The organism is Sodaliphilus sp. (genome assembly GCF_045598405.1).
In the GTDB taxonomy this organism is placed as follows: Bacteria; Bacteroidota; Bacteroidia; order Bacteroidales; family Muribaculaceae; genus Sodaliphilus; species Sodaliphilus limicaballi.
Window position 1 is genome coordinate 1 of the sequence record NZ_JAZLLZ010000003.1, and the last position, 18,092, is coordinate 18,092.

General features: G+C 50.6%; 18 protein-coding genes. All 18 read right to left on the bottom strand.

The genetic code is table 11. The features are described 5' to 3' along the window. Window positions 1–88: 88 nt before the first annotated feature. Window positions 89–1,573 (bottom strand): NADH-quinone oxidoreductase subunit N, encoded by a 1,485-nt coding sequence (locus ACKI3C_RS00065; protein ID WP_407400958.1) that lies wholly within the window; start codon window positions 1,571–1,573, stop codon window positions 89–91. Window positions 1,574–1,610: 37 nt separating this feature from the next. Continuing rightward, the gene (locus ACKI3C_RS00070) at window positions 1,611–3,128 is read right to left on the bottom strand and encodes a NuoM family protein (RefSeq protein ID WP_407400959.1); all 1,518 of its coding nucleotides are present in this window, start codon (window positions 3,126–3,128) and stop codon (window positions 1,611–1,613) included. Between the two features lie 28 nt (window positions 3,129–3,156). After that, window positions 3,157–5,154 (bottom strand): NADH-quinone oxidoreductase subunit L, encoded by a 1,998-nt coding sequence (gene nuoL, locus ACKI3C_RS00075; protein ID WP_407400960.1) that lies wholly within the window; start codon window positions 5,152–5,154, stop codon window positions 3,157–3,159. 6 nt (window positions 5,155–5,160) lie between these two features. Further along, window positions 5,161–5,472, bottom strand: a complete 312-nt coding sequence (nuoK, locus tag ACKI3C_RS00080) for an NADH-quinone oxidoreductase subunit NuoK (RefSeq protein WP_407400961.1) — start codon at window positions 5,470–5,472, stop codon at window positions 5,161–5,163. A 23-nt stretch (window positions 5,473–5,495) separates the two neighbouring features. Further along, entirely contained in the window at window positions 5,496–6,008 is a 513-nt protein-coding gene (locus tag ACKI3C_RS00085; protein ID WP_407400962.1) for an NADH-quinone oxidoreductase subunit J, read from the bottom strand. A 2-nt stretch (window positions 6,009–6,010) separates the two neighbouring features. Then, window positions 6,011–6,571, bottom strand: coding sequence for a NuoI/complex I 23 kDa subunit family protein (locus ACKI3C_RS00090; protein WP_407400963.1), 561 nt, complete (start codon window positions 6,569–6,571; stop codon window positions 6,011–6,013). Window positions 6,572–6,677: 106 nt separating this feature from the next. After that, complete coding sequence (gene atpG, locus ACKI3C_RS00095) at window positions 6,678–7,562, bottom strand: ATP synthase F1 subunit gamma (RefSeq protein WP_407400964.1); 885 nt, start codon at window positions 7,560–7,562, stop codon at window positions 6,678–6,680. 401 nt (window positions 7,563–7,963) lie between these two features. Then, the gene (gene atpA, locus ACKI3C_RS00100) at window positions 7,964–9,535 is read right to left on the bottom strand and encodes a F0F1 ATP synthase subunit alpha (RefSeq protein WP_407400965.1); all 1,572 of its coding nucleotides are present in this window, start codon (window positions 9,533–9,535) and stop codon (window positions 7,964–7,966) included. A gap of 6 nt (window positions 9,536–9,541) precedes the next feature. Next, window positions 9,542–10,081 (bottom strand): ATP synthase F1 subunit delta, encoded by a 540-nt coding sequence (atpH, locus tag ACKI3C_RS00105; protein WP_407400966.1) that lies wholly within the window; start codon window positions 10,079–10,081, stop codon window positions 9,542–9,544. 6 nt (window positions 10,082–10,087) lie between these two features. Next, window positions 10,088–10,585 (bottom strand): F0F1 ATP synthase subunit B, encoded by a 498-nt coding sequence (gene atpF / locus ACKI3C_RS00110; RefSeq protein WP_407400967.1) that lies wholly within the window; start codon window positions 10,583–10,585, stop codon window positions 10,088–10,090. 28 nt (window positions 10,586–10,613) lie between these two features. Further along, entirely contained in the window at window positions 10,614–10,856 is a 243-nt protein-coding gene (atpE, locus tag ACKI3C_RS00115; protein WP_407400968.1) for an ATP synthase F0 subunit C, read from the bottom strand. A 55-nt stretch (window positions 10,857–10,911) separates the two neighbouring features. Continuing rightward, a complete protein-coding gene (atpB, locus tag ACKI3C_RS00120) occupies window positions 10,912–11,982 on the bottom strand; it encodes a F0F1 ATP synthase subunit A (protein ID WP_407400969.1) in 1,071 nt (356 codons plus the stop codon). 6 nt (window positions 11,983–11,988) lie between these two features. Next, window positions 11,989–12,222, bottom strand: a complete 234-nt coding sequence (locus ACKI3C_RS00125; protein ID WP_407400970.1) for a F0F1 ATP synthase subunit epsilon — start codon at window positions 12,220–12,222, stop codon at window positions 11,989–11,991. Between the two features lie 68 nt (window positions 12,223–12,290). Next, window positions 12,291–13,790: a F0F1 ATP synthase subunit beta gene (gene atpD, locus ACKI3C_RS00130; RefSeq protein WP_407400971.1), complete on the bottom strand. Its 1,500-nt coding sequence runs from the start codon at window positions 13,788–13,790 to the stop codon at window positions 12,291–12,293. 65 nt (window positions 13,791–13,855) lie between these two features. Then, window positions 13,856–14,932, bottom strand: a complete 1,077-nt coding sequence (nuoH, locus tag ACKI3C_RS00135) for an NADH-quinone oxidoreductase subunit NuoH (RefSeq protein ID WP_407400972.1) — start codon at window positions 14,930–14,932, stop codon at window positions 13,856–13,858. A gap of 47 nt (window positions 14,933–14,979) precedes the next feature. Beyond that, window positions 14,980–16,626: an NADH-quinone oxidoreductase subunit D gene (locus ACKI3C_RS00140; RefSeq protein ID WP_407400973.1), complete on the bottom strand. Its 1,647-nt coding sequence runs from the start codon at window positions 16,624–16,626 to the stop codon at window positions 14,980–14,982. Between the two features lie 39 nt (window positions 16,627–16,665). Further along, on the bottom strand, window positions 16,666–17,274 hold the full coding sequence (locus ACKI3C_RS00145; protein WP_407400975.1) for an NADH-quinone oxidoreductase subunit B: 609 nt from the start codon (window positions 17,272–17,274) through the stop codon (window positions 16,666–16,668). Then, window positions 17,265–17,639: an NADH-quinone oxidoreductase subunit A gene (locus ACKI3C_RS00150; protein WP_407400974.1), complete on the bottom strand. Its 375-nt coding sequence runs from the start codon at window positions 17,637–17,639 to the stop codon at window positions 17,265–17,267. Before ACKI3C_RS00150 ends, ACKI3C_RS00145 begins: the two co-directional genes overlap by 10 nt. Between the last annotated feature and the right edge of the window lie 453 nt (window positions 17,640–18,092).

The following is an 18,092-nucleotide window of genomic DNA, read 5'->3' on the forward strand; positions in this document are numbered from 1 at the left end:
CCTCTCAACTCTCCCCTCTCAACTCCTCAAAGAAAAAACGCCCGGGCAACCAGGCCCGGGCGTCGCAGTTTCTATTGAGTAAATTCAATTACACCAACGCAAACATCACACTCACGCTTGAAGTAAGTTCCTCAAGACCCATGTAGATGCAGCTTGCAAGACCAATGAGAATAATGCCAAGAGCACACAGGATCATGCTTGTGCGCTCACCGCAAGAACTCTTGATAGCAGGCACTGCACACTCGTCCTGACGGATAAACATCGCCTTTACCACCAGCAGGTAGTAGTAGAGCGAGATGATAGTGTTGACAAGCGCGATGAACACGAGCACGTAGATAGCCACGCTGCCCTGCTTGCATGCACCCACGAAGATGAAGAACTTGCTGAAGAATCCTGCGAAGGGAGGAATACCACCCAGCGAGAACATCGCGAGCATCATAGTGAATGCAAGCCAGGGATTGGTCTTGAACAGACCATTGTAGTCGTCGGTTGTCACCTTGCCGGTCTGACGCTCGATAGCAGCAATCACACCAAATGCTGCAAGGTTAGAGAACACGTAAACGAGAACATAGTACATCATCGAAGCCATACCCAGCGTGTTCACTGCAATCACACCCAGCATGATGTAGCCGGCCTGTGAGATTGATGAGTAAGCAAGGAAACGCTTGAGATTGCGCTGGCGCATTGCAAAGAGGTTACCGATGGTGATAGTGAGAATAATGATTGCATAGAGCATCCACTCCCACACCTCGGCGTAAGCCGAGCCAAACACCTGAACCAGGATGATGAGGAACGAATAAGCAGCAGCACCCTTGCTGATTACCGACAGGTAAGATGTCACTGCTGTGGGAGCGCCTTGATATACGTCGGCAGTCCACTGGTGGAAGGGAACGAGCGACAGCTTGAACGCCACACCAGAGATAACAAATGCGATTGCCACGATGAGCAGAGCGCTGTGGTTGTTGATCACATCCTTGGCAATGCCGTCGAAGTAGAGGGTGCCTGCAATACCATATACAAACGAAATACCCAGCAGGAATATTGCGCTTGAGAAGATTGCTGTGAACACATACTTGGCAGCAGCCTCACGGCTCTCGTAACGGTTCTTTTCGAACGCTGCAAGAGCAGCGATGGGAAGCGAAGCTGTCTCAAGACCGATCACAAAGATCAGGAAGTGACGGCCCGATATCATCAGGAACATGCCGAACAGCGTGAGGAGCAACAACTCGTAGAACTCACCGCGGCGCACGCTCACATATTCGCTATTAGACCACTTGCCTGCCTGAAGCAGCACCAGGAGCATACCCACATTGAGGATGTTCTTCATCGCCCATGTGGTGCCGTTACACTCTATCATCCCGCCAAACAGGCTGCCGCCACAGCTGGTGAGGCAGCTGCAAGCGCAGCAAGGTACAAAGCACAACGCTGTGTATATTGCAAACAGCACGGTAGTGAACACCGGGAGTGCACGCTGACTGCGCTGAGGCATAAAAACGTCATAGATAAACACTAGCAAGAACACTACCAGCAGGCCAAGCTCTTGCGGCATCTGTATAAATTGAGAATAATCCATATCTGTATTATCAAGTTTTTATAGTTCAACGCTTCAATTACATGAACACCTTAAGGGCATCAACAACGGGAGCAAAGCTGTCATAAATGATGTTGATGAAGAAATTGGGGAAGCAACCGATTGCTGCCACACACACCATGAGAACGGCTGTTGACAGACGCTCCTCCCAACTTGCGTCGGTGAGTTCGCGGTGATGTTCATTCTGAACAGCGCCAAAGAGCAGCTTACCCACAACACGCAGGATGTAAACCGCAGTGATGACGATAGAGCTTGCACCTGCAATGGTGAGAACGCGGTGGAACATGTCGCCATGCTGGAACGAACCGATGAAGATTGTCATCTCGGCTGCAAAACCGCTGAGGCCGGGAAGACCGAGCGATGCAAGACCTGCGATCACATAACCCACGCCCAGGTAAGGCATGATGTGCATCATACCGCCCATCTCACGAATGTCGCGAGTGTGGGTGCGGCCATAGATCATACCAATCAAGGCAAAGAACAACGCTGTCATCAGACCGTGCGAGAGCATCTGCATCACGGCACCGGTCATCGCTGTCTGGTTAAACATGAGGATGGCGAAGAGCACCATGCCGCAGTGGCTCACCGATGAATAAGCATTGATATACTTGAGGTCGGTCTGAACACATGCGCTGAATGCACCATACACGATGCTGATGCCGGTGAGGGTGAGGAAAATCCAACCCAGCTCGCTAGCAGCGTAGGGCATCAGGTAGATGGCGATGCGGAAGCAACCGTAACCACCTAGTTTCATCAACACGCCGGCATGAAGCATCGACACTGCTGTGGGGGCACTTGCGTGACCGTCGGGCGACCATGTGTGGAAGGGGAACATTGCACCCAGCACACCGAATCCCACAAATGCCATGGGGAACAGATACAGCTGCCAGTCGTGGGGCACTGCATTGTTCTTGGCAATCTCGAGCAGGTTCATTGTCAAGTGACCGTCGGTTGACGAATGGAAATAGATGCCTATGAGCGCAAGCATCAGGAATGCCGAGCCGCCCATGAGCATGAGCGTGAGCTTCATTGCGCTGTAGTTCTTGTTGCCGCTGCCCCACACACCGATGAGAAGGTACATGGGAATGAGAGCGACCTCATAGAACATGAACATTGTGAACAGGTCGATTGAGATGAAGAAACCGAATACACCTATCGACAGCAGGAAGAACCACAGGAAGAACTGCTTGGGCAGCGGATTGATCTTCCATGAAGCGAACACTCCTGCAAAGACGATGAATGCCGAGAGGAGAATCATCACTACCGACACACCATCAACACCCAGTGCGAGGTTGATGTTGAGGGGAGCATACCAAGATATACTGCTCTGCAACAGCATCTCGCTGGTGTCGCCAGCGCCACGCGCCTGCAGGAACAGGTAAACCAGATAAGAAGCCAGTGCCACTAGCACACTTGCGCCTGTAACCGCAACGGCTCTGATTGCCTTGATACTCTTGTTATTGCACAGTGCCAAGCCCAGCAACGTGAGCAGCGGTACTATGACGAAATAAATCAATATATTATCAAATATCTGCATAATCTTCTAGAATTTTAGCCGTTGGACATTACATTAACACACACACGATGCTCACAACAGCGATGAGCAATGCACCCATGATGTAAACATATACATAACTCTGAATGCTGCCACTCTGCATGCGGCGCACGCCATAAGCAGCGCGGTTGGTCACGTCGGCAAGCATGTTCATGAAACCATCGATAAACTTGCGGTCAAACCATGCGATGGGTACACATATAGCCTTGAAGATTACCTTGTGGGTAATGAACTGATAGAGCTCGTCCATGTAGAAACGGTGGTAAGCCGCTGTCCACAGGCCGTTCATCGAGTTCTTCATCTTGCTGGGGAGAGGATTCTCCTTGAAATACATTACATAAGCAAGACCTATGCCCACACATGCGATTGCAACGCTCGAACCAGCAACCACCCAGTTGAGCTGTGTGTGCAGCTCCTTGCCATCCCAAGTCACGAGGTCGTGCATAGGAACGAAACCGGCAACTATCGACACTACCGAGAGAATAATCAAGGGAAGTGTCATCGTCCACACCTGGTCGGCAGGCTTGTGCTCGGTGTGCACTTTGTGCTCTTTCCAGTGGAAGATGAGGAAATAGATGCGGAACATGTAGAAGGCGGTCATACCTGCAACAGCCGACATCCAGAGACCCCAGCCGAGGCCTTTCTCGTAGCATGCCACGAGAATCTCGTCCTTACTCCAGAATCCTGCGAAAGGAGGAATACCGGCAATGGCAAGACAGCCAATGAGGAATGCAAAGCTGGTGATGGGCATGTACTTGTGCAAGCCGTGCATGTCCTTGTTCTCGTTGCTGTGCACTGCGTGGATGATAGCACCGGCACACAAGAAGAGCAACGCCTTGAACATCGCGTGAGTGAACAAGTGGAACATTGATGCCATGTAACCCAGGCCATAACCCTCGTGAATCTCGATGAGACCGTTGTCGGCCGAGCTAACGGCGAGTGAGGTCATCATGAACGCAATTTGAGAGATGGTTGAGAACGCAAGCGCACGCTTGATGTCGCTCTGCACACATGCGATAGCCGCTGCGTAGAATGCAGTGAACGCACCCACAACACAGATGATGTCCATCGCGCCCTGCTCAATCACATAGAGGGGGAACAGACGTGCCACCAGAAACACACCAGCCACAACCATGGTAGCGGCGTGAATCAGGGCCGACACGGGGGTGGGACCTTCCATCGCATCGGGAAGCCAGATGTGCAAAGGATACATCGCACTCTTACCAGCACCGCCGATGAAGATGAATGTCAACGCCCATGCCATTACCGAGCAACCCATGAAGGTCTGTGCCCCTGCACTGCCTATGGCAGCTTTTGCAGCATCCATGCTGTCGGTCATTCCCACCATGCCATTCTGGTTGAAGAAGTCGAATGTACCGGTGTAGTAGCTCAAGATCATGATACCCAGCAGGAAGAACAAGTCGGCAAGGCGGGTAACGATGAACGCCTTCTTTGATGCATGGATTGCCGCGGGTGAATGGAAATAAAAACCGATGAGAAGGTAAGATGATACACCCACCATCTCAAAGAAGATGAAAATCTGGAACAAGTTAGTGGCTACAACCAGGCCCAGCATTGAGAATGTGAACAACGCGAGGTCGGCATAGAAACGCTGGAAACCCTTCTCGGGGTTGCCGTGGTGGTCACTCATGTAACCCAAACTGTAGAGATGCACCATGAGCGAGATAGTGGTGATCACTACCAGCATCATCGCTGCAATGGGGTCAAGGGCGATACCCATGCGGGCTACAAGCGTCGGGGTAAAAGCCAACCAGTCGGGGTTCCACACGATCACTGCCTGGCGGACACCCTCGGCAGTAACCTGACCGTCACCAGTGCCAAAGAAATAGGTGAAGGCAACGCCATAGGCCAGCACAGTAGTCACCAGCATGCCCAGCACTCCCAGCACACCAGTGAGTTTTCTGCTCATTTTCACGCCTGCCAGTCCCAAGAAGAAGAACATGAACAGGGGAATTGCAACAACTGCTATACTTAAATTAAGTGGCATAATCTTTTAGAATTTCAATTTATTGATTTCAGTGATGTCCACATTCTTCAACGCACGGAACACATTGATGATGATAGCCAGGGCAAGCGCAGTCTCGGCGGCAGCGATGGCTATGGCAAACAGCGTGAAGAACATACCCTCGTTTGACAGGGGGAACAAATAACGGTTAAACACAACGAAGTTGATATCCACCGAGTTGAGCATCAACTCCAGCGATATCATGATCGCAATCATATTCTTGCGGGTGAGAAACCCATAGACACCGCAGCCAAACATGATGAGGCTGGGCACCAGATACATTAACAAAGTCAAGTCCATAGTCTTAATCTCTCCTTTCTTTATTAACGGCGACGGGCTATTACGACACCACCTATGATACATGCCAGCAAGAGCACACTCACTGCCTCGAACGGCAGCAAGTAGCCATACTTGTCAGAGCTCAGCAGGAAATTACCTATCTGCGCAATGTCGAGCGACTTGGTCTCCTCGAGCAACTTTGTGCAGAAGCCCTCTTGGCTAAACAATGCATAACCGCAAGCACCCACTCCAAGCAACGACGCGCTCAGGCCTAGCCAGCGACGGTGAGTTGCAATGGCGTCAGACTTCTCGCCTGGCTTGTGGGTAAGCAGAATTGAAAACACAAACAGCACTACGATGCCACCGGCATACACTGCAATCTGTACTGCGCCCAAGAACTCATAGTCCAGCTGGAAATACAGCAACGCAGTTGCAAAAAGGACAAACAGCAGATAAGTTGCCGAACGCAAAATCTTGCGGGTTGTGACAGTAAGTACCGAAAATACGATAATTGCAAGAGCAATTACGAAATACATGATAATATTTCCTACTTCCATCTTTATTGATTTTCTTTATTTTCGTTAGTAGCAGTAGCAGCAGGCGCAGCAAGCTTCTCCTCGCTGGCCTTGGGCTGTGCGGGGGCAGGTGCTGCCGCGGGAACTGGCTCGTCCTTCTCAGGGAGATAGTTCAACTGCTTCACCAGCGACTCGCGTGTGAACACCGCTTGCTCAAAATCGTTGCTAAACTCAATAGCGCTTGTAGGACAAGATGTCGCACACAGGCCGCAGAAGGTGCAGCTGCCCAGGTCATAGACATACTTGTCAAGTTTCATTTTCTTCTTCCCGTTGGGCAGATCAACCATGCGCGTGGTTATCTTTATGGTGCCATTGGGACAGTTGCGCTCGCATGACTTACATGCAATACATTTGTGGTTGCCCTGCTCGTCATAGATAAACTGCAGGGTGGCTCTAAACCTGTCAGGGATCTTGAGCGTTGCCCTGTTTTCAGGGTACTGCTCGGTCACCTTAGGAGTCAAGAGTTCCTTACCAGTAACTTCCATGCCCTTTATCAGGCTGTGCATGCCTTTAAAAAGACCTACGAAATACTCCTTAACGTTCATAAGTAAGTTTAATAGTCAATATCTGTTTTTATTTATTTTTCTAATCCAGTGGCGGGATACCGACGCATAGCCTTGTGGCTCATGCCGGGCCCGCTGGTGCGTCTAGTTAACGCTTCACCTGGCCTCCCAGGATGTCAAGCAGCTCGGTGGTGATGCCCTGCTGGCGCAGCTTGTTGTACTCGAGGTTCAAAGCCTCCAGCAGCTCGCCGGCGTTGTCGCTTGCCGTCTGCATCGCCATCACGCGAGCCGACTGCTCGCTGGCGCTGCTCTCGGTAAACACCTCTTGCACCATGGCACGCACATGAAGCGGCAGCACGCTGTTAAATATAGCGGCTGCATCGGGCTCAAAGAGGCACATGCTGTTGGCAGCACCAGTATCAACGCCCTCCGACAGGCTCTCATATCTCACAGGAAGCAACTGCTCACGCATGAACACCTGCTTGCTGGTCGACTTGAAGTGCATGTAGAGCAACTCCACACAGTCAAAGTCCTTGTTGAGGAAACGTGTCTTGAGCATGTCGGTAAAGTCATGCAAGTCGTCACTACCACTGCGCGTGTTAAGTTCGCACGGTGCCACATCAAGGTCTTCAGCCTTAATCTTGAGCGATGCCTTGGTGAGCTTCTTGCCCACTGGCACGATTGTCACCTTCACACCATTGCCATGTTGCTTCCGCACTTCGTCAATAGTGGCAAGCAACTGCTTGAATATGTTAATATTGAAAGCACCGCACAGGCCGTCATCACTACCGAATACTACCAGCGCCACGCTCTTCACATCGCGCTCGGCTATGAGAGGTGAGTTAAATTCCTGGTCTGTTACCAGCAAGTGGCTAATCACGTGCTGAACCATGTCGCGATAGGGCGACAAGCGTTGCAACTGGCTTGTAGCCTTGCGCATCTTGGCCGATGAAATCATCTTCATCGCGCTGGTTGTCTTTTGGGTCGAAGCGACCGAGCCAATGCGGCTCTTGAGTTCTCTTAATGTTGACATATCAGGTAGATATACATCAAATTATTCAAGTTTCGCAAGCTGCTATTTACTATCTCGCACATAAATAAAGTACTCATCGCGCCGATAGGTGCGTGGTCGCACAAAGTGCGACTATCGATAACCGGAGGTGAAGTGAGCGAAGCGAACGTAACCCTCGGTAATGAACCATTGAGTAAGGCGTGCTAAAAGTACGCGACTTACCGATGCTCGGCGATATTTGACATATATGCAAAACTTGATCAAATTATTGTTTAAAGGGTGTACCGCAGGCAATTAAGCACTCCGTACACTACCCCTGCCGCCATCTGCGTGCCCGTCATGAGGCGAGACACGCAGTAGCGAGGGTTATCTATTGGCAGGCTTTAGTTCTATTGTACTCTAGCCCACCTTTAAAAGAATAATCAATACTTGCTAGCAACAGTTTGTGCAGCAGCACGTATCTTATCGGTAACGTCATCGTCAATCTTGCCTGAGCGCAGCACGTCTAGCACATCATGCTGGTGCTTAGCACGCAGGTACTGGATGAACAACTTCTCAAACTCGGCAACACTCTCAATAGGTACCTTCTGCAACAGTCCGTTCACGCCACAGTAGATGATTGCAACCTGTTCCTCTACCAGCATGGGCTCATACTGTGCCTGCACGAGCAGACGCTCGTTCTTGCGGCCTGTATCAATGGTGCGGGCAGTCACGGGATCGATGTCGCCACCAAACTTGGTGAACGCCTCAAGCTCACGATACTGCGCCTGAGCAATCTTGAGTGTACCAGCAACCTTCTTCATGCACTTAATCTGTGCATTACCACCCACACGCGACACCGAGATACCCACATTCACAGCAGGACGCACACCAGCATTAAACAGCGAGCTCTCCAGATATATCTGGCCGTCGGTAATTGAAATCACATTGGTGGGGATATATGCACTCACGTCGCCTGCCTGGGTCTCAATGATGGGAAGAGCTGTGAGCGAACCGCCTCCCTTCACAATGGGTTTCAGCACCGCGGGAAGGTCGTTCATCACTGATGCTACGTCCTGGTTGTCATTAATCTTTGCTGCACGCTCGAGCAAGCGGCTATGCAAGTAGAAGATATCACCAGGATATGCCTCACGACCCGAGGGACGCTTGAGGATGAGTGAGATCTCACGATAAGCAACAGCATGCTTCGACAAGTCATCATAAATCACGAGGGCATCGCGGCCGGTGTCGCGGAAATACTCACCGATGGCAGCACCTGCAAAGGGTGCGTAGTATCGCATTGAAGCCGAGTCGGCTGCTGTAGCAGCTACCACTACAGTATAAGGCATTGCGCCCTGTTCAGTGAGTTTGTTTACAAGTGCAGCTACGGTAGATGCCTTCTGGCCGATAGCCACATAGATGCAATACACGGGCTTGCCTGCCTCGTAGTTAGCCTTCTGGTTGATGATTGTATCGATTGCAATAGCAGTCTTACCAATCTGGCGGTCGCCGATGATGAGCTCACGCTGACCGCGGCCTATGGGTATCATCGAGTCGATAGCCTTGAGGCCAGTCTGCAAGGGCTGGTTCACGGGCTGGCGGAAGATAACGCCGGGAGCCTTGCGCTCCAAGGGCAGACGCAGGCGCTCGCCTTCAATGTTGCCACGGCCGTCGATAGGCTCGGCAAGGACATTGACAACGCGACCCAGCAGTCCTTCACCCACCTGGATTGAAGCAATCTCGCCTGTGCGCTTCACCTTCATATTCTCAGCGATTGAATCCACTTCGTTGAGCAGAATCACACCCACATCGCTCTCCTCGAGGTTCATTGCAACGCCTGTCACGCCGTTCTCGAATTCCACGAGCTCGTTGGCCTCCACATTGTCAAGACCATAGACGTGAGCCACTCCGTCGCCCACCTCAAGCACGGTGCCCACTTCTTCAAATGACACGCTGCGCTCGATGTCGCTGAGTTGTTGTTTTAAAATATCACTAATTTCGCTTGGGTTTATCATCTCGCTTTAACTTAGGAGTTTTAAACGCAAATTCTTTAATTCATTCTTCACCGATGCATCGAGAAGCACGTCACCCACCTGCACGGTGAAACCACCTATCAGGTCGGGGTTAATCTCCGAGACCACTTCAAATGTGTAGCCCTGAAGCTGCTTCTTCACCACATCAATGATTGCTTGCATCTCTTTCTCGGACAGCTGGGCAGCCGTGGTAACGATAACCTCGGCTATGTTGTGCTTCTCGCGATAGAGTGCAACATAGGATAGAGCGATCTTACGCAAAAATTCGGCACGGTTGTTCCTAATAATCAGCATTATGAATTTCTCGAGCGAACTCCCGGGCTTGGCACCGGCAGCAAGCAGCATCACGCGACCCTTGTCCTCGTTGGGGATATATGGGTTACGCATCACGCGCTTGAGTTCGTCGATAGCCGTGTTGCGACCGCTCAGAGCACGCATCTGCTCATAAATCTCGTCGCATTCTCCTGTCTCTATCGATAACTTATAGAGCGCCTTGGCATATCGGCTGGGGATAAGTCCGTCATTCATAATGCGTTAATTTTTAGTCTCAACCTCATTCAAATATTTCTCGACCAGTTCTTGCTGGGCTTTGTCATTGCTCACATTAGAGCGCAACACCTTCTCTGCGATTTGAAGTGCGATTTCGCTCACCTCTTGGCGCAGTTGTTTCTCGCTCTCTTTACGAGCCTGCTCTATTGACAGCTGGGCAGCTTCGGCCACCTTCTTTGCCTCTACGGTTGCTTCACCGCGGGCATCTGAGATAATCTGGTTGCGCATCTTGTTTGCGTCACGCAAGATATCGGCCTGCTGCGATCGTGCCTCAGCAACTAACTTGTCGGCTTCGGCCTTGGCGTTGTCGAGCTGTGACTTTGCCTCCTGGGCATAAGCCACACCCTTGTCTATCAAGTCGGCTCGCTCTTCCATCGATTTGATGATGAAAGGCCATGCCCACTTCGCCAGGATGAAATAGAGGCACAAGAATGCCACAAACATCCAAAAGACCAGACCAAATTCAAGTTTGAATAGTTCCATAAAGCAGAATTACGCCTTGAAAACTGAATTATTGGATAAAGATTGCAAGGAAGCAAACAATCAGAGCCACGAATGCAACACCCTCGATAAGAGCGGCAATCACAATCATGTTACTACGAATGTCACTTGCCGACTCGGGCTGGCGAGCGATTGACTCCATTGCCGAAGCACCAATTTTACCAATACCGATACCTGCACCGATTGCTGCAATACCTGCACCCAGAGCTGCGCCAACGTTGGCCATAGCATCTGCTAAAATCATTCCTAACATAGTCTTAATTTTTTAGTTTGTTATTATTTTTGTTATTTAATTTTTTTACAATTTATCATCCGTGGTGATGTTCAGGATGTGCCATAGAGATAAAGATTGCCGATAGCATTGTGAACACGTATGCCTGGATGAAACTCACTAGCGTGTCTAGAAGTAGCATGAACAAGGTGAACAGCATTGAAAACACTGCTGTAGCACCACCCACGACTGCTCCAAAAAGACCAGTGAAGATAAAAATGAGCAACATGAGCACGAGCACCACCATGTGACCACCCATCATGTTGGCAAACAGACGAATCATCAGGGCCACTGGCTTGGTAAACATACCCAAAATCTCAATAAGAGGCATCATGGGCACGGGACACTTCAAGCCCAGGGGTACATCGGGCCAGAAGATTTCTTTCCAGTACTCACGGTTACCAGTGAATGTAATCACTGCAAATGTACACAGGGCTAGTACCATAGTCACGGCAAGATTGCCAGTGAGATTGGCACCACCAGGGAATATCACCATCAGTCCCAGCAGGTTCATCGTCAAGATAAAGAAGAACACAGTGAGCAGGTAAGAAGCATACTTGGGAGCATCCTTACCCATGATGGGACGTATCGTGTCGGTGTACACAAAGTCAATCACAAACTCCAGCATGCCCAGCGTGCGGCGAGGCGCCTTCAAGCCATTGCAGCGATACCACTTGGCTAGCGACAGCACCATGCACAGCACGATAAAAGCGGCAATGAAGATACCGGCGGCATTCTTCGTGATAGATAAGTCCAGAGGACGAGTCTCTGTGCCATCGGCAGCCACTTGCACCACCTTGCCCTTGTTGTCGCCTTCCTTAGCAAGGCAGAAACCTTCATAGGTCTCCCCGCCAGTCACACGCGACGACATGAAGCAATGCCAGCCATCGCCGCCCTTCACGATAATGGGCAACGGCAGGCGTGTGCTATGGTTAAAGGGAAGCTCCCAACCATAGGCATCGCCCAGGTGCTCGAAGATAACCTCCTTCGGGTCTATAGCCTTGGCCTCACCGCCCTCGTGACGAGAGTGTTCGGCCGCACCCATGTAACCCAGTACCATGAGGCCCACGATTACCAGAGCAATTATTGCTGATACTACTTTCTTCATAACACGTTAATAAATACACACCGACACCACATTGTTCTTAATATCAGCCACACCGCCCTTGATTTCGCGCTTACTCTCGCCCTGCTCGGTGATATATGTCACCGCACCAGCCTTGAGCGCTGCCATGAGAGCGGCATGATTATCGAGCACTTGAAACAAGCCCTCAACACCAGGCAATGTCACACACTGGACAACGCCTTCAAACTCAATTTGGTCAGCCGATATAATCTTTAGTGTCATAGTTTGTTATCATTTAAGCACAACAGCCTGCAACAGCTGCCATGCAGTTTTTTGTTTCTAAATGTGGTTTATACCTCGGCAAGAAGTTTCTTACCCTTCTCAATAGCCTCGTCGATAGTACCCACACTCAAGAATGCCTGTTCGGGCAGGTAATCCACCTCACCGTCGAGAATCATCTTGAAGCCACGAATGGTCTCGTTCAGAGGTACCATCACACCAGGCAGACCAGTGAACTGCTCTGCAACGAAGAACGGCTGCGACAAGAATCGCTGCGCACGACGTGCACGAGATACTACCAACTTATCCTCATCACTCAACTCATCAACACCGAGGATGGCGATGATATCCTGAAGCTCGTTATACTTCTGCAGCAAGTGTATCACACGCTGTGCCACGTCATAGTGCTCCTCTCCGATGATGTGCGGATCCATAATGCGTGAAGTAGAAGCCAGAGGATCAACAGCAGGATAGATACCCAGCTCGGCAATCTTACGACTAAGCACACAAGTTGCATCCAGGAAGTTGAAGGTGGTTGCAGGCGCAGGGTCGGTAAGGTCATCGGCTGGCACATACACCGCCTGTACCGATGTGATACTACCGCTCTTAGTTGAGGTAATGCGCTCTTGCAGCTTACCCATCTCACTGGCAAGCGTGGGCTGATAACCCACCGCACTAGGCATACGACCAAGAAGTGCCGACACCTCGCTACCAGCCTGAGTGAAGCGGAAGATATTGTCCATGAACAGGAGGATGTCTTTACCACCGCCATCCTGATCGCGGAACTGCTCTGCCACTGTAAGACCCGACAAGGCTACACGCAGACGTGCTCCAGGAGGCTCGTTCATCTGGCCAAACACCAGTGTAGCCTGTGACTGTTGCACAGCGTTCATATCCACGTCCTGCAGATTCCACTCGCCGCGCGCCATACCTTCCTTAAACTTGTCGCCATACTTCACAACGCCGCTCTCGATCATCTCACGCAGCAGGTCGTTACCCTCACGGGTGCGCTCGCCCACGCCAGTGAACACCGAGAATCCATTGTGACCATGCGCAATGTTGTGGATAAGCTCCATGATGAGCACTGTCTTGCCCACACCAGCACCTCCAAACAGACCAATCTTACCACCCTTGCTGAAGGGCTCAATCAAGTCAATAACCTTGATACCTGTGTAAAGAATCTCCTGTGAGATCGACAAGTCGGCAAACGCAGGAGCTGGCTGGTGGATAGCACGGCGTGCGCCTTCCTCCAGCGCTTTCAAGTGGTCAATGGGCTGACCAATCACGTTAAGGAGACGACCTTTCACCTGTTCGCCTGTGGGAACCGAAATGGGACGACCAAGGTTCAAAACCTTAGCACCACGTTGCAAGCCATCGGTACTGTCCATCGCCACGCAACGCACGGTGTTCTCGCCTATGTGCTGCTCTACCTCGAGAATGAGGTTGTCGCCGTCGGGACGCTCTACACTGAGGGCAGTGTAGATTGCAGGACGACTAGCACCCTCGCCTTCAAATGCGATATCGACAACAGGACCGATTACCTGTGTGATTTTTCCATAATTATCTGCCATAATCACGAAAATATTTAAATGAATTTCTTATTTATGTTATTTCACTATTAACTTCTCTATATATTTCAGAAGTGCCACCCAAAGGCTACCATCACTGCCATCACCACAAGGTTAAACAATCCTATGGGCATGAGGTAACGCCACTCAAGTGCCAGCATCTGGTCGATGCGCACGCGGGGGAATGACCAGCGTATCCAGATGAACACAAATGTCAAGAAGAATGCCTTACCCAGGAACCACAGCGGTGTGGGAATATAGTCCATCACAGTGTTAAACGCGGTCAGTCCAGGAACATGGAAGGGCATCCAGCCACCCAAAAACAGCATTGCAGCAATACCCGACACAATGAAAAGATTCAGGTACTCAGCAAGATAGAAGTAACCATAGTGGATACCTGAATACTCTGTGTGATAACCTGCTGTGAGCTCATGCTCTGCCTCAGGAAGGTCAAACGGACCACGGTTATTCTCGGCGTTAGCAGCAATGATGTAGATGATAAATGCGATGAAGGCAGGAACATGACCCTTAAACAAGAACCACATGTCTTCCTGGCCGTTGATGATCTCTGTGATATTCATTGTACCTGCAAGGCACACAACTGTGAGCACCGACAGGCCTACACTAAGCTCGTAACTGATCATCTGCGCACCACTACGCATCGCGCCTATCAGCGAATACTTGCTATTGCTTGACCAACCTGCGAGCAAGATACCCAGCACGCCTATTGAAGAAACAGCGATGATGAAGAATACTCCTATGTTGAAGTCAATAAGCTGCCAGCCCTTGCCCCAAGGCATACATGCAAAGGTGAGAAGCGAAGCCACGAGCACCAGGTAAGGAGCCAGCTTGTGGAGGAACTTGTCGGTTGACCACAGGGTGATAACCTCCTTCTGCAAGATTTTAAACACGTCGGCAAAGATCTGGAGCAAACCGAACGGACCCACGCGGCGGGGACCGATGCGACACTGGATCCACGCGCACACCCAGCGCTCATACATGATGTAGATCATTGCAAGGATTGCGTAGGCGGCCAGGAGGAACACTGCTACGATCAAGCACTCCACAGTGACGGTGAGCCATTCGGGCATCACACTGTTGAGTGCATTGTTAAGCCAGTCAGTGACTATTTTAAAGTCAAACATATTCTTTAATTATTATAAATGTGTAATAATCTAGTTATATATTCACGTTAACGGTCTATGTCGGGGATCACATAGTCGATTGATGCTGTGATTGTGATCAAGTCGGCAATCATGTTGTCACGACAAGTGAGATCCACGATACCCACCAGATTGAAGCATGGTGTCTGGAAGTGCATGCGGTAAGGTTTCTGGAAAGGCTTGGGGTCGCCGTCGCTCTCCAGATACACGCCATAAGCACCGCGGCTGGCCTCTACCTGCTGGTACCAGTGACCTGCGGGCAGCTTAATCACCTTAGGCACCTTAGCGCAGAACTCATTGCCCTCGCATGCCTCAAGCTTATCACAGGCTTGACGCAATATCTTGATTGACTGCACCATCTCGTCCATGCGCACCATGTAGCGAGCCATACTGTCGCCCTCGGTATAAGTCACCTCATCAAAGTCAAACTCATTGTAGAGCGAATAGGGCTGTGTCTTGCGCACGTCGCAGTGAAGACCGGTAGCACGAGCCGAAGGTCCTGTGATAGCATAGCTGATTGCATCTTCCTTCGACAAGATGCCCACGCCCTTCATACGGCCCACTGCAATCACATTGCCAGTGAACAGCTTGTGATACTCCTTGAGATTCTTCTCGATAGTATCGCATGCGTGGCGCACATCCTTGATGAAGTCCTCGTGAACATCAGCAACTACACCACCTATGGTGCTGTAACTCATCGACATGCGGCCACCGCAAGTGCGGTCAAAGATATCATAGATGAGCTCGCGCTCGCGGAATCCGTAGAAGAACGCTGTGGTAGCACCCTGGTCCATGGTCAAGCAACCATAGCTCAACAAGTGCGACGACAGGCGCATGAGCTCGTCCATCATCAAGCGGATGAGTTCGGCACGATAAGGTACCTCGATGCCCATAGCCTTCTCAATGCACAGGCACAAGCAGTGGCGGTTCATGTGAGCAGCCATGTAGTCCATACGCTCGGGATAGAGCAGCGTCGAGGGATAGGCAAGTCCTTCACATATCTTCTCGATGCCACGGTGAATGTAACCCGAAACCACATCCACCTTCTTCACGATCTCACCGTCGAGCGACACGCGGTAACGCATCACACCGTGAGTAGAAGGGTGCTGCGGACCCACATTGATCACGTATTCATCGTCTTCAAACACCTTGCCTTCCACTTTCTTCACCTTGCCGTTCTTGTCCTCCACCCACTTGCAGGTGTAGTCCTCGTTTTCCTCGTCGGTAAGGCGAAGGGGGTTCTTCTCCTCGCTAGCGTCATAATCCTTGCGCAAGGGGTAGCCCACCCAGTCATTGCGCAAGAAGAAACGGCGCATGTCGGGGTGATTGATAAACACGATGCCGAAGAAGTCATAGACCTCACGCTCTTGGTAGTTTGCCACGGCCCACAAGTCGCTCACGCTGTGTAGCATGGGGTTCTGGCGGTCGGAGGTTGACACCTTCACGTGTATAATCTCCTGTGTGTCGGTGTTGGTCAGGTAGTAAACGCAACCCAGCGAATCCTTCCAGTCCATACCCACCACCGCGGTGAGGTAGTCAAAGTGCAGTTGCTCCTTTAGGGCCTGAGCCAGAGCATGCCATTGCGCGTCATCGACAGTCACCAGCAGGAACTCGCCCTCGGTGTCAAACTGTGATTGAGCGCACAATGCGCTTATTTTGTCTTTTGTATCTGCCATATATAATTATAATGAGTTGTCAGGTAGATTAACTTTGTCTTATTTCTTCTCTCCGCCCATATACTTGAGCTTGAGCTCGTCGCTCACCTTCTCCTTGCGGTTCACGCCGCCAAAGTACTTCTGCAGCTTGATCTTGCGCTGCAACTGCATCAAGCCATAGAAGAATGCCTCGGGACGAGGAGGGCAACCGGGAATATAAACGTCAACGGGAATGATAGTATCCACACCCTTCACCACGCAGTAACTGCTAGTAAACGGACCGCCGCTCACGGTGCAGCTGCCGCACGCAATCACATACTTGGGCTCGGCCATCTGCTCGTAGAGGCGTTTCAGCACGGGAGCCATGCGATAGGTGATTGTGCCCTGGCACATGATATAATCGGCCTGGCGGGGTGAGTTGCGCGCTACCTCAAAACCATAACGCGCCATGTCATAACGGGCTGCTCCCAGGCACATGAACTCAATCGCACAGCAACTGGTACCGAAACAGAACGGCCACAGTGAGTTGCTGATGCTCCAGTTCATGAGGTCATTAAGCTTGCCCACTACAATATTTGTTCCTGAGGCACGCAACTCCTCAACCAGCTTGTCGATATACTGATTGTCCTTGAAGTCCTCATGCTTCATGTTTTTGATTTTCACTTCCATCTCAACGCTCCTTTCTTCCATGCATAAGCAAGACCTAATGCCAAAATTACCAAGAACGTGCCCACTGCTACAAGCGCGTTAGGACCTAACGCACGGCAGATAACTGCCCAGGGGAACAAGAACACTGTCTCGACGTCAAACATCAAGAACAGGATGGCAAACAGATAGTAACCCACGTGGAACTGTGCCATTGAATCACCGCGAGTGGGAATACCGCACTCGTAGGGTTCGCCTTTCTTCTCGGTGTAACTGCGTGGTCCTATTAACCACGCGATAATCAAGCCAGCAGCCGTCAACAGGACGCCAGCAAGCGCTGCCGTAACGGCCAAGGTCGTACTTTGAATACCGAATACTGATAAATCCATAATTAATGTATACTTTTTTTATTATTTTCTCGTCAACATGCATTCACTGCACAACGATAACGCAACGCCTATCCCCCTTTTTACACGCAGGGACATCGCCGCATCACATTGAGATAATAGCATCAGCTATCTGTGAATCCATTATAATATAACATACAACCTCCTTATTTACACCCAGTTTCGCAAAAACGCGACTGTCGGCGCAACTAAGGGTACACTTTATTGCGTTGCAAAGTTACGAAAACTTTTCATCATAGGCAAACTTCACACCCCCAAATCAGGGCAACCGCATCAAAACTTGCCAAAACTTCTCGACTTCCCCCACGGAATATTGGATCAGGTTTTGGACCTAAAATGATGGGAAAAAGGGAAAAAAAAACATCTTGCAGGTATATAACTGCTAACACTTTTGTGTAACATGAGGATGTTGACAAAGAATAAATTTTTTGTTAA